Source organism: Blastococcus sp. VKM Ac-2987 (assembly GCF_026967805.1).
Classification (GTDB): domain Bacteria; phylum Actinomycetota; class Actinomycetes; order Mycobacteriales; family Geodermatophilaceae; genus Blastococcus.
The window spans coordinates 200928-213229 of record NZ_JAPVBG010000002.1; the positions used below are offsets into that span (position 1 = coordinate 200928).

Annotated in this window: 12 protein-coding genes; 8 read left to right on the forward strand and 4 right to left on the reverse strand. The window is 72.6% G+C overall.

Translation table 11 applies throughout. The features are described 5' to 3' along the window. Positions 1 to 299: 299 nt before the first annotated feature. Positions 300 to 1115 (reverse strand): deoxyribonuclease IV, encoded by an 816-nt coding sequence (locus O2W17_RS09805; protein WP_269192241.1) that lies wholly within the window; start codon positions 1113 to 1115, stop codon positions 300 to 302. Positions 1116 to 1310: 195 nt separating this feature from the next. Between O2W17_RS09805 and rpsF the strand changes: the two genes are divergently transcribed. From rpsF to O2W17_RS09835, 6 genes are all read left to right on the forward strand, one after another. After that, complete coding sequence (gene rpsF, locus O2W17_RS09810; protein WP_269192242.1) at positions 1311 to 1598, forward strand: 30S ribosomal protein S6; 288 nt, start codon at positions 1311 to 1313, stop codon at positions 1596 to 1598. A 2-nt stretch (positions 1599 to 1600) separates the two neighbouring features. Continuing rightward, positions 1601 to 2101: a single-stranded DNA-binding protein gene (locus O2W17_RS09815; protein WP_269192243.1), complete on the forward strand. Its 501-nt coding sequence runs from the start codon at positions 1601 to 1603 to the stop codon at positions 2099 to 2101. A gap of 38 nt (positions 2102 to 2139) precedes the next feature. Beyond that, positions 2140 to 2376 carry a 30S ribosomal protein S18 gene (gene rpsR, locus O2W17_RS09820; protein WP_073422051.1) on the forward strand — a complete coding sequence of 79 codons (237 nt, stop codon included), beginning with the start codon at positions 2140 to 2142 and terminating at the stop codon, positions 2374 to 2376. Positions 2377 to 2387: 11 nt separating this feature from the next. Further along, entirely contained in the window at positions 2388 to 2834 is a 447-nt protein-coding gene (rplI, locus tag O2W17_RS09825) for a 50S ribosomal protein L9 (protein WP_269192244.1), read from the forward strand. A gap of 641 nt (positions 2835 to 3475) precedes the next feature. After that, positions 3476 to 4846, forward strand: coding sequence for a replicative DNA helicase (gene dnaB, locus O2W17_RS09830; RefSeq protein ID WP_269192245.1), 1371 nt, complete (start codon positions 3476 to 3478; stop codon positions 4844 to 4846). A gap of 227 nt (positions 4847 to 5073) precedes the next feature. Beyond that, the gene (locus tag O2W17_RS09835; RefSeq protein ID WP_269192246.1) at positions 5074 to 6963 is read left to right on the forward strand and encodes a hypothetical protein; all 1890 of its coding nucleotides are present in this window, start codon (positions 5074 to 5076) and stop codon (positions 6961 to 6963) included. Between the two features lie 86 nt (positions 6964 to 7049). On the opposite strand, the gene O2W17_RS09840 is transcribed toward O2W17_RS09835, so the two are convergent. Both O2W17_RS09840 and O2W17_RS09845 read right to left on the reverse strand, forming a co-directional pair. Next, positions 7050 to 8249, reverse strand: coding sequence for a fatty acid desaturase family protein (locus O2W17_RS09840; protein ID WP_269192247.1), 1200 nt, complete (start codon positions 8247 to 8249; stop codon positions 7050 to 7052). 27 nt (positions 8250 to 8276) lie between these two features. Then, positions 8277 to 9386 (reverse strand): ferredoxin reductase, encoded by a 1110-nt coding sequence (locus O2W17_RS09845; RefSeq protein WP_269192248.1) that lies wholly within the window; start codon positions 9384 to 9386, stop codon positions 8277 to 8279. A 92-nt stretch (positions 9387 to 9478) separates the two neighbouring features. Here O2W17_RS09845 and O2W17_RS09850 point away from each other — a divergent pair, with 92 nt between their 5' ends. Then, positions 9479 to 10687, forward strand: coding sequence for a PucR family transcriptional regulator (locus O2W17_RS09850; protein ID WP_269192249.1), 1209 nt, complete (start codon positions 9479 to 9481; stop codon positions 10685 to 10687). 91 nt (positions 10688 to 10778) lie between these two features. After that, the gene (locus tag O2W17_RS09855) at positions 10779 to 11669 is read left to right on the forward strand and encodes a hypothetical protein (protein ID WP_269192250.1); all 891 of its coding nucleotides are present in this window, start codon (positions 10779 to 10781) and stop codon (positions 11667 to 11669) included. Positions 11670 to 11688: 19 nt separating this feature from the next. Here O2W17_RS09855 and O2W17_RS09860 read toward each other — a convergent pair whose 3' ends face one another. Continuing rightward, positions 11689 to 12267 carry a class I SAM-dependent methyltransferase gene (locus O2W17_RS09860; protein WP_269192251.1) on the reverse strand — a complete coding sequence of 193 codons (579 nt, stop codon included), beginning with the start codon at positions 12265 to 12267 and terminating at the stop codon, positions 11689 to 11691. Positions 12268 to 12302: the final 35 nt, after the last annotated feature.

The following is a 12302-nucleotide window of genomic DNA, read 5'->3' on the forward strand; positions in this document are numbered from 1 at the left end:
CGGGTCCCACTCGGCGTGACCGAGCCAGAGCCGTTCCCGGGTGTTTGGTCACACCGCGGTCAGGTGCCGTCCCCCGGTTGCGCTGAGCGCGTCCGTCACGCCTGCGCGGAACCCTCCGGGTCCCACTCGGCGTGACCGAGCCAGAGCCGTTCCCGGGTGTTTGGTCACACCGCGGTCAGGTGCCGTCCCCCGGCTGGGCTGAGCGCGTCCGTCGCGCCTGCGCGGGACCCTCCGGGTCCCACTCGGCGTGACCGAGCCAGAGCCGTTCCCCGCTCCCTGAGGGGAGCGCCGGCTTCCGGTCAGCGCTCCAGGGCGGCGCGGAGGGTGGCGATCTCCTCGGCGTGGTCGGCCGCATCGCCCGGCGTCTCCAGCACGATCGGGCAGCCGGCGGCGCGGGCGACGTCGATCAGCAGGTCCGCCGGGATCTCGCCCGCGGCCAGCGGTGCGTGCCGGTCCCGGCTGGACCCGGCCGGGTCACGGCTGTTGTTCAGGTGGACCAGGTCGATCCGGCCGGTCACCGCGCGCACCGAGTCGACGACGGTGGACAGGTCCCAGCCGGCGGCCCACGCGTGACAGGTGTCGAGGACGAAACCCGCCCCGAACTCGCCCACGGCGTCCCACAGCCGCCCGAGGGCGTCCAGGTCGCGCGCCATCGCGTCCCCACCGCCCGCCGTGTTCTCGATCAGCACCGGCACGGGGAAGCCACCCTGCTCGGCCTGGCGGGCGAACGTCTTGCGCCAGTTGTCCACGCCGGCCGCCGGGTCGTCCTTCGCCAGCACGTGCCCGCCGTGCACGACCAGGCCGCGGGCACCGACGTCCGCGGCGGCCTGCGCGTGCTTGCCGAGCAGCGTGCGGCTGGGGATCCGGATGCGGTTGTTCGTCGTCGCCACGTTCAGCACGTACGGCGCGTGCACGAACACCGCGACGTCGGAGGCCACCAGCGCCGCGGCGTCCGGGCGGGGGCGGGGGGCCTTCCACCCCTGCGGGTCGGCGAGGAAGACCTGGACACCGTCGGCGTCCATCTCCGCCGCGCGGGCCAGCGGCCCGCCGTTGTCCAGCTCGCCGTCGTCGGTGAGCCCGGCGCCCACGTGGACGCCGATCGGGTGTGCTGCCATGCGGATCCTCCCTATCTCGGCGAGTTGCCGGTCCACCCGTACCACCTGCCGCCGACAGCGCCTGGTGGCCGCTCCCGCGCCGCTGGTAACCTGGGTCCGCGCGTTCCGGCTCGTGCCGGGGCGCGCGACGCATGTACGACCCTCCTGCTGCAGATGTCCTGCAGCCGCTGAGACCAGAGGAGGTGGGGTTTCTCCATGCGCAACTACGAACTGATGGTCATCCTCGACCCCGATCTCGAGGAGCGCACGATCGCGCCCTCGCTCGACCGGTTCCTGACCGTCGTCACCAACTCCGGTGGCACCGTCAAGACCGAGATCTGGGGCCGTCGCCGGATGGCGTACGAGATCAACAAGCAGGCCGAGGGCATCTACGCGGTCATCGACATCCAGGCGGAGCCTGCTGCGGTCGCCGAGCTGGACCGCCAGCTGAACCTGAACGAGTCGGTCCTGCGCACGAAGCTGATGCGGCCCGAGGTCCACTGACCATGGCCGGCGAAACCGTCATCACCGTCATCGGCAACCTGACCGCCGATCCGGAGCTGCGCTTCACGCCGTCGGGCGCCGCCGTCGCCAACTTCACCGTGGCCTCGACGCCCCGCACCTTCGACCGCCAGTCGCAGGAGTGGAAGGACGGCGAAGCGCTCTTCCTCCGCTGCAACGTCTGGCGGCAGGCCGCGGAGAACGTGGCCGAGTCGCTGACCCGCGGATCGCGCGTCATCGTCAGCGGCCGCCTCAAGCAGCGCTCGTTCGAGACGAAGGAAGGCGAGAAGCGCACCGTCGTCGAGCTCGAGGTCGACGAGATCGGCCCCTCGCTGCGCTACGCCACGGCCAAGGTCACCCGCGCCTCGCGCGGTGAGGGCGGCGGCGGCGGTGGCGGCGGCTTCGGCGGCGGTGCCGGTGGCGGTGGCGGCTTCGGTGGTGGCGGTGGCGGGGCGAGCGACCCGTGGTCGACGCCTGCCGGTCCGTCCGACGAACCGCCGTTCTGACCCTCTTCCTCTCTGACTGAATCTCTCTGGAGAACCAGGTGCCCAAGCCCCCTGTTCGCAAGCCCAAGAAGAAGGTCTGCCAGTTCTGCAAGGACAAGGCGACCTACATCGACTACAAGGACACGACCCTGCTGCGGAAGTTCATCTCCGACCGCGGCAAGATCCGTGCCCGCCGCGTCAGCGGCAACTGCAGCCAGCACCAGCGCGACGTCGCCACGGCCGTGAAGAACAGCCGTGAGATGGCGCTGCTGCCCTACACCTCGACGGCGCGCTGATCATGAGCACGATGAAGCTGATCCTGACGCAGGAGGTCACCGGTCTCGGGTCCTCCGGCGACACCGTCGAGGTCAAGGGCGGCTACGGCCGCAACTACCTCCTGCCCCGCGGGCTGGCCATCGTTGCCACCCGGGGTGCCGAGAAGCAGGTCGACTCCCTGCGCCGGGCGCGTGCCGCCCGCGAGGTGGCCTCCCACGAGGAGGCACAGGCCATGGCGGGCCGGCTCAACGGCCTGACCGTCCGGGTGCCGGCGCGCGCCGGTGACGGTGGTCGCCTGTTCGGCCGCGTCACCACCGCCGACGTCGCCGCCGCGGTCACCGCGGCCGGCGGCCCGGAGCTCGACCGTCGCCGGATCGAGCTGCCCAGCAGCATCAAGACCACGGGCCAGCACACCGTCACCGTGCGGGTGCACCCCGAGGTCACCTCCCAGCTGACGATCGACGTCGTCGCCGAGTGAGGAACGGCCCTCCAGCCGGAGGGCCGCTGCACTGCCCACGAGGGGCGTCGGACATCGTCCGGCGCCCCTCGTGGCGTCTCCGGACGGGTGCGTCCGGAGCGGGGCGCGGTCCCGCGCTGAGACGGCCCGAGCCGGTCCCGGAGCGCGATCGGGGCCTGGTCCGACCGTCGTCGCTCCGGCGTGCCCGCAGGAGCCCGTCCGGGGCTCCGGCGACCGGGCTGACGCGTGCGCCCGAGGGCCCTCCGGGCCGGCCGGCGCACCGCTGTGACACGTGGTGCGACGCCCACAAGTTTCTCGACAAGTTTCTTCCGTCCACACCCGGTGGCCGGCGTCCGTGCAGGTGGCGAGGGGTGCGGCCCGGGACGCTGGTCGGCCGTCCCCCGCTCCCTCCACATGTCGACACGCCTCCGTCCACCGACTTGTCCACAAGTTGTGCAGATCGACGTGCACAGCGGTGGTGGACTCTTCCGCCGCAGCTTCCTAACGTCCTCTCCGGCCACCACGGGGACGGCGGACTGTCGGTCCCCTCCGGTAGGCATGGATCGAACGGACGTTCGGTCCGGCGGCGCCCGCCGAGCTCGCGTACTTCCCCTGCGCGCGGTGGCATGCGGGCGCGCCCGCAAGGAGATGGAGGTACCCCCGTGGCGGTGGCCGACGAGTTCAGCCGACCGTCCGTGACGGCGCCGGAGTACGACCGGCAGCCGCCCCAGGACGTCGCGGCGGAGCAGTCGGTGCTCGGCGGCATGCTGCTGAGCAAGGACGCGATCGCCGACGTCGTGGAGGTCTTGCACGGCAACGACTTCTACCGTCCGGCGCACCAGGTGATCTTCGACTGCATCCTGGACCTCTACGGGCGTGGTGAGCCCGCCGACGCGATCACCGTCGCCGCGGAGCTCAACCGCACCGACCAGCTGTCCAAGATGGGCGGCGCGGTCTACCTGCACACGGTCATCCAGTCGACCCCGACGGCGGCGAACGCCGGCTACTACGCCGCGATCGTCGCCGAGCAGGCGGTGCTGCGGCGGCTGGTCGAGGCCGGTACCCGCGTGGTGCAGCTCGGGTACGGCGCGGCCGGCGGCAAGGGCGACGTCGACGACATCGTCGACCGCGCCCAGCAGGAGATCTACGACGTCACCGAGAAGCGGATGAGCGAGGACTACTCGCGCCTCGAGGACGTCCTCCAGCCGACGATGGACGAGCTGGACGCGATCGCCTCCCGCGGCGGCACCGCGCGCGGCGTCCCCACCGGCATCCGCGACCTCGACGAGCTCACCAACGGCCTGCAGGCCGGCCAGATGGTCGTCATCGCGGCCCGTCCTGGTGTCGGCAAGAGCACGCTGGGCCTGGACATCGCGCGCTCGGCCACGGTGAAGCACCAGATGCCGGCGGTGATCTTCTCGCTCGAGATGAGCAAGCACGAGATCACCATGCGCCTGCTGTCGGCCGAGGCGAAGGTGCCGCTGCACCACATGCGCGCCGGCACGCTCTCCGACGAGGACTGGGCGAAGCTGGCGCGCCGCATGGGCGAGGTGGCCGACGCCCCGCTCTACATCGACGACTCGCCGAACATGACGATGATGGAGATCCGGGCCAAGGCCCGGCGGCTCAAGCAGCGCAACGACCTCAAGCTCGTGGTCATCGACTACCTGCAGCTGATGACGTCGGGCAAGCGGGTCGAGAGCCGCCAGCAGGAGGTCTCGGAGTTCTCCCGTGCGCTCAAGCTGCTGGCCAAGGAGATCGAGGTCCCGGTGATCGCGATGTCGCAGCTCAACCGTGGCTCGGAACAGCGTCAGGACAAGAAGCCGATGCTGTCGGACCTCCGTGAGTCCGGCTCCATCGAGCAGGACGCCGACATGGTCATGATGATCCACCGCGAGGACATGTACGAGAAGGAGTCCCCGCGGGCCGGCGAGGCCGACATCATGCTGGTCAAGCACCGCAACGGCCCCACGGCGAACGTCACCGTCGCCTTCCAGGGCCACTACAGCCGCTTCGTGGACATGGCTAACTGAGCAGCAGCAGGCGCACGGCGTGAGCGAGGCCCGGGACCGGTCCGGTCCCGGGCCTCGCTGCGTCACGGCATCCGCCGCGCGGTCACCTCAACGACTGGGCGCGGAGCACTGCCGACGGACCGTTCCGTCCAGCACAGCGCTGCGACCTGCACGATTGCGGACGGCAACAGTTGTGGTGCGCATCACCCTCGGCTAGGAAGAGGGCCCCCTGAGACATTGGAGCCCACTTGTCCTCACGTTCCTGGCGTCGGGCCGCGTCGGTCGTCGGCGCCCTGGCGCTGACCGCCACGGCCTCACCAGCGCTCGCCGCCCCCGCCCCGGCCATGCCGGTCTCGGTCTTTCCCTCGAACGACCTGACCGTCCCCGACTCGCGACAGCTCACCGGCCTGCGGGTGGCCCTGCCGACCGAGGGCTGCGGCGCGGTGCTCACCTGCGGCCTCGTCGAGCGCCTCAACGAGCTCGACGGCTTCGACCTGGACCCGCGCCTCGCGGTGCAGTTCGACGCGGCGGTCGACCCGGCGCAGGTCGCGCAGCGGATCACCGTCCAGGAGGCGCGCGGCTCCTGGCGGACCGGCGTCGACCGCGTCGTCTGGGACCCGGCCACGCACACGCTGTACGCCCACCCGGCCGAGCAGCTGGCCCCCGGGACCACCTACCGCCTGAGCGTCCAGGCGGGCCCGGGCAACGGCGCCACTGAGGAGACGTTCACGACGCTGAGCGCCACCGACGGGCTCATCGACCTCAACCGGCAGATCCAGTCCGGCCGCGCCCTCCAGGCGGTCGGCATCCAGCGCCCGGGGCTGGAGATCGACGGCGTCTTCCCGGCAGCGGGGACCACCCTGCAGTTCCAGGCCGACGCCGGCCCCGCCGACCCCCTGCCGGCGGCGGTCATCCAGCCGGTGGCCGACGGCACGCTGGTCTTCGGCTCCTACCTGGCCCCGTCGTGGCTCCGCCCGGACGTCACGATCGAGCAGACCCCCACCCGGGACATCGGCCCGGCGCCGGTGGAGGCCGAGCGCCTGCCGTTCGTCGCCGTCCTACCGGCGGGTCCGGCGCCGCGCGGCGGCTGGCCGGTGGCGGTCTTCGGGCACGGCTTCACCGGTTCGACGGCGAACGTCTTCCTCGCCGCCGCCACGAACGCGCAGAGCGGCATCGCGACGATCTCCACCAACGTCGTGGGCCACGGCTTCGGCCCGGAGAGCCAGTGGCTCGTCACCAGCGGCGGGGTCACCACGACGCTGCCCAGCTACGGCCGGGGCGTCGACCAGGACGACGCCGGTGCGGCGATCGGCAGCACCGAGGGCTCCTCGGCCACCGGGGACGCCGCCGCGGTCTCCTCGCGGGACGCGCTGCGGCAGACCGCGGCCGACATCATGACGCTGGTCCGCTCGCTGGACGGCACGGACGTCGACGGCGACCGGCGCGCGGACCTCTCCGGTGCCCGGGTCACCTACTTCGGGCAGAGCTTCGGCGGGATCTACGGCACCATGCTCGCCGGAACCGACCGGACGATCGCCCGCTCGGTGCTCAACGTGCCCGGCGGCCCGGTGACCGAGATCGCCCGCTTGTCGCCGGCGTTCCGGCTGCTGATCACCCAGTCGCTGACGGCGGCGGGGCTGACCAACAGCGCCGACCCGACGCGGGCGTTCTTCCAGGAGCAGATGCCGCTGCGCGGTGAGGGGCCGGTCACCGCGACCGTGCCCGGCGCGGTGGCGATCCAGGACTACCTGGCCAGGGCGACGTGGCTGACCCGGCCCGGCAGCCCCGAGACGTTCGCGCCCCTCATCCGGCACGACCGGGTGCTGGTGCAGGTGGCCTACGGCGACCAGACGGTGCCCAACCCGACGTCGTACACGCTGATCGACGCCGGCGACCTGTGGTCGCGGACGAGCCTCTTCCGCAACGACAAGGCTGCGGACCGGGTGCCCAACCCGCACAGCTTCCTGCTGAACATCGCCACCGCCGGGGGCCGGCAGGGGCAGGCGCAGGTCGCCGCGTTCCTCGGTACCGGCCAGGTCATCGACCCGGACGGGGCCGGTCCGGTGTGGGAGGTGCCGATCAGCGACCCGGCGCTGCTGCTCCCGCTGAACTTCGAGCAGCCGGCGCTCCGCCCCTGATCACCGGCACGCCCTGAACCGCAGAGGCCCAGAACCGATCCGGTTCTGGGCCTCTGTGGTTCATCCCCCGCAGGGGAGCTGCTGGATCAGGCGGCGGTCTGCCGCTGCAGCGCGCGACGGACCTTGGGTCCGCCGGTGGTCATCTTGTACAGCTTGGCCAGCTGGGCCGGGGCGTTCTTCGGGGTGGTCTCCGCCAACCAGCCGTTGGGCAGCGACAGGCGGATGACCTTGTGCCACGCGCTCGCGACCTGCTTGTACAGCGGGGCGGAGTGGTAGGTGAGGTTGTACCGGTCGAAGATGTCCTTCACCCGCGGGGCGATCTCGGCGTACCGGTTGCTGGGGATGTCGGGGAACAGGTGGTGCTCCACCTGGTGCGACAGGTTCCCGGTCATGGTGTGCATGGCCTTGCTGCCCGAGATGTTGGCCGAGCCGAGCATCTGGCGGACGTACCACTCGCCGCGGGTCTCGCCGTCGATCGAGCTCTTCTCGAACGTCTCGACGCCCTCCGGGAAGTGGCCGCACATGATGACCGAGTGCGACCAGAGGTTGCGCACCACGTTGGCGGTGAAGTTCGCGGCGAGGGTCGGCAGGAACGACGGGCCCGACAGCAGCGGGTGGACGACGTAGTCCTTGGTGGCCTGGTTGCGGATCTTCTTCAGCACCTGCTTGGTGGCGGCGCGGAACTTCGGGTCGTTGCGGCGCTTCTTGCTGGCCAGGTTCTTGCCCAGCTCGAGGTCGTAGGCGGCGATGCCGTACTCGAAGAAGCAGGCGTTGATGAAGTTCCAGAGCGGCTGCGCCAGGTACATCGGGTGCCACTTCTGGTCCTCGTCGACGCGCATGATGCCGTACCCGAGGTCGTTGTCCTTGCCGATCACGTTCGTGTACGTGTGGTGCAGCTCGTTGTGCGAGTGCTTCCACTGCTCGGCCGGGCTGGCCATGTCCCACTCCCACGTCGTGGAGTGGATCTTGGGGTCGCGCATCCAGTCCCACTGGCCGTGCAGGATGTTGTGCCCGATCTCCATGTTCTCGAGGATCTTGGCGACCGACAGGCCGGCCGTGCCCACGAGCCACGCGGGCGGGAACTTCGAGAACAGCAGGACGGCGCGGCTGCCCAGCTCGAGCTTCCGCTGCACGTCGATGACCGTGCGGATGTACTTGGCGTCGTCCTCGCCCAGGCTGTCGCGGATCTCCTGGCGGATCGTGTCGAGCTCCTTGCCGATGAGCTCGATGTCCTCGGGGGTGAGGTGGGCGATCGGGTTCTCGGGCTTCTTCTGGATGACGGTCATGTCCGGGCTCCTAGGGGCTCGAGATGGTCAGTGGTCGATGTCGCAGGCGCCGGCGGCGGCGCTGACGCAGGTCTGGATGAGGACGCCGTCACCGACGTCCTCGGCGGTGGTGATCTCGCCGTTGCGCAGGTCGCGGACCGCGCCCGCCCGCATCGGGAGCACGCAGCCGTAGCAGATGCCCATGCGGCAGCCGCTGGGCATGAGGACGCCGGCCTCCTCGGCGGCGTCGAGGATCGGCGTGGCGCCGTCGGCCTCGACGGTGGTGCCGTTCCTGGTGAAGGTGACCGTGCCGCCCTCGCCGGTGACGAGGATCCGCGGGCGGAAGCGCTCGGTGTACAGCCGGTCGGTGATGCCCACCGACGCCCAGTGCTCCTCCAGGGCCTCGAGCATGCCCACGGGACCGCAGGCCCAGGTGGCGCGCTCGTGCAGGTCGGGCACCAGCTCGGCGATGGACCGGGCGTCGAGCATCCCGGCGCTGTCGGTGTGCTGCTCGATGAGCGTGATCCGGCCCTCGGCGGCCATCTGCCGCAGCTCCTCGCCGAAGACGACGTCCTCGGAGGTCGGCGCCGAGTGGACCAGCACGGTGTCGGTCAGCTGCTCGGCGTGGTTGCGCAGGATGCCCATCACCGGCGTGATCCCCGACCCGGCCGTGACGAACAGCGCCTTGGCGGGCGTCTCCTCGGGCAGGCAGAACTCCCCGGTCGCCTGGTCCAGCTGGATGATCGTGCCCGGGCGGGCCCGGTGCACCAGGTGGTTGCTCACCTTGCCGCCGGGGATGGCCTTCACCGTGATGCTGAAGCAGCCGTCGGCGCGGTCGAGGATCGAGGTGATCGAGTAGGCGCGCCACTGGCGGACGCCGTCGATGTCGATCCCGATGCGGACGTACTGGCCGGGCACGTGCGGCAGCCAGTCCCGCCCCGGGCGGATCACGATGCTCGCGGCGTCCCGGGTCTCCGGGTGCACGGCCTCGATCCGGCCGCGCAGGGCCGCACCGGAGCGGAGCGGGTCGAACAGGTCGAGGTAGTCGACCGGCAGCAGCGGGGTGGTCACCAGCTCGGCGACCCGGAGCACCCGGTCGCGCAGCGCGACCCGCGCCGGCGGTCGGGCCACCGGAGGGCGGGGGGCGGTTGCGGTCATGCTCTTAGCTTTCCCAGTGCGGCAGTCAAATACCTGTGCCCCGGACGTGAATCGGCCGGTAGCTTCTGTTCGCCGAGGACAAAGGAGCTCAGATGACGCCGGATACCGCTCCGTTCCCCGAAGCCGTCGCGGAGGCGATGCGCGTGGAGCTGCCGAGGGTGGCCGAGCGCGCGGTCGAGGAGATCATCGTCGCGGTGCCGAGCTACGCCGACGCGTTCTCCGGCCCGATGGGCCGCAAGATCTCCAGCGCCGTCGAGCTGACCCTGCGCGGGTTCCTGCAGCTCGCGGCCGCCGGTGGCAACGCCGACGCAGGGACGCCGGGTGGGCCGGTCGTCGAGGCCGCGTACGCACTGGGGAGGGGAGAGGCGCGCACCGGCCGCTCGATGGACGCCCTGCTGGCCGCCTACCGGGTCGGTGCGCGGGTGTCCTGGCGGGACATGAGCGCCGCCGCGGTCGCCGCGGGCCTGGGGCCCGAACCCGTCGCCCGGTTCGCCGAGCTGGTCTTCGCCTACATCGACCGGCTGTCCGCGGCGAGCGTGGCCGGGCACGCCGACGAGCTGGCCTCCAGTGGCCGGGCCCGCCAGCGGCTGCGGGAACGGCTGGCGCACGGGCTGCTCACCGGCAGCCCGCACACCGAGCTGACCGCGATGGCGCAGCGGGCGGAGTGGACGCCGCCGCGCACCCTGACGGCCGTGCTCCTCCCGGACGGCCGCACCCGGGGTGCGCTGGCCTCCCTCGACCCGCGCACGCTGATCGCGGCCGAGGACGTCCCCGAGCTCGACCGGACCAGTGACCTCGCGGTGCTGCTGGTGCCCGACGCGGAGGGCGCTGCCCGGGGGGCGCTGCTGCGCGGTCTCGGCGGCCGCGAGGCGGTGGTCGGGCCGGCGCGGACCTGGTGGAACGCCCAGGCGTCGTACCACCGGGCGCTGCGTGCGCTCCGCCTCGGGATGGCGCCGGACGACGCCGGGCCGCTGGACACCGACGCCCGCCTGGCGGAACTGGTCGTCCGCGCCGACGAGGACGCCCTGGCCGACCTGCGGGCCCGGGTGCTGGCGCCCCTGGACTCGGTGGGGGACACGGCACGCGAGAAGCTCACCGAGACCCTGCGCAGCTGGCTGCTGCACCACGGCCGCCGCGACCAGGTCGCCGCCGCGCTGTTCGTGCACCCGCAGACCGTGCGCTACCGGATGACGCAGCTGCGCGAGATCTACGGGCCGCGGCTCGAGGAGCCGCTGATGGTCCGGGACCTCACCGTGGCCCTCGGTGTGGCGCTGCCGGCGCCGCCGTCCGCGGACGGCTGAGCGCAGGGGGCGGGGGGGTTTCACGGGAAACCGGCCGCCCGGCCGCGAGTGGACGGCTGACACCGGCCGCGCGGTGCGCCAGGGTGGTGCGGTGAGCGTCGACCTGACCGCGGCCGCCGACTTCCTCGCCGCTGCGGGCCGCGTGCTGGACCGGCGGCGGTTCGAGCTGCTGTTCGGCGGCGGTGCCGAGCCGGGGCCGGTGCTGGCCGCCGTCGACGGCTACCGCAACGCCGACGGCGGCTACGGGTGGGGCCTGGAGCCCGATCTGCGCTCGGGGACCAGCCAGCCCGGTGGTGCGCTGCACGCGTTCGAGGTGTTCGCCGACGTCGCGCCGGCCACCACCGGACGGGCGCGGGAGCTGTGCGACTGGCTCGGCTCGGCGACCCTGCCCGACGGTGGGCTGCCGTTCGCGCTGCCCGTTCCCGACCCGGCGGCGAGCGCCCCGTTCTGGACCGGCGCCGATCCCGCCCGTTCCTCGCTGCAGATCACCGCCGTCGTCGCGGCGGTGGCGCACCGGGTGGCCGGCACCGACCCGGCCGTGGCCGCCTCCCCGTGGCTGGCCCGGGCGACCGAGCACTGCCTGACCGCCATCGGCGGCCTCCACCCGGGCACGCACGCCATGGAGCTGGCCTTCGCGGCCCAGTTCCTCGACGCCGCCGCACCGGTCCGACCGGAGGCGGCCGACCTGGTGGACCACCTCCGCCCGTTCGTGCCGGCCGACGGGCTGCTGCACGTGGCCGGCGGCGCCGAGGACGAGTACATGCGGCCCCTCGACTTCGCCCCGCTGCCGGGTGGCCCGGTGCGGTCGCTGTTCGCCCCGGCCGTCGTCGAGGCGGAGCTCGACCGGCTGGCCGCGGGGCAGCGGGCCGACGGCGGGTGGGCGGTCGACTTCGCCAGCTACTCCCCCGCGGCCACGCTCGAGTGGCGCGGCCACCGCACGGTCCAGGCGCTGGTGCTGCTGCGCGCCAACGGCCGCCTCTGACCGGCGCGGATACAGTCCGTTAGGCCGGGCGGAGGACCGCGACGAGGAAGTCCGACGCGGCGGTGAACGGCCGCAGGTCCCAGGTGGACAGCAGCAGGTCCGTCTCCCAGCCCGCGGCACGGGCGTCGGCGAGGAAGTCGTCGAACTCGTAGCCCCGGCCGGCGCCGAAGCCGATGGCGGCCCGCCCGTCGGGGGCCACGTGCGCCCGCAGCCGGCGAAGCACCGCACCCCGGGTGGAGGCGGCGAGGAACGCCATCACGTTGCCGGCGCTGACGATCGCGTCGAACGGCTCGGGGATGCCGCGGGCGGGCAGGTCCAGCTCGGCCAGGTCGCCGACCAGCCAGCGCGGGCCGGGGTGGTCCTCCTCCGCGGCGGCCACGAGCACGGGGTCGACATCCACGCCGACGACGGAGTGCCCGACCTCGTGCAGGTGCGCGCCGACCCGCCCGGGCCCGCAGCCCGCGTCCAGGACCCGCGATCCGCGCGGCAGCATCGCGTCGACCAGCCGCGCCTCGCCGACCAGGTCCATCCCCTGCTCCGCCAGCGTGCGGAACCGCTGCACGTAGGCCGCCGAGTGCCCGGGGTCCTCCTCGGTCATGCGGGTCCATGCGCTGGGTTCGGGACGTCCGGTCA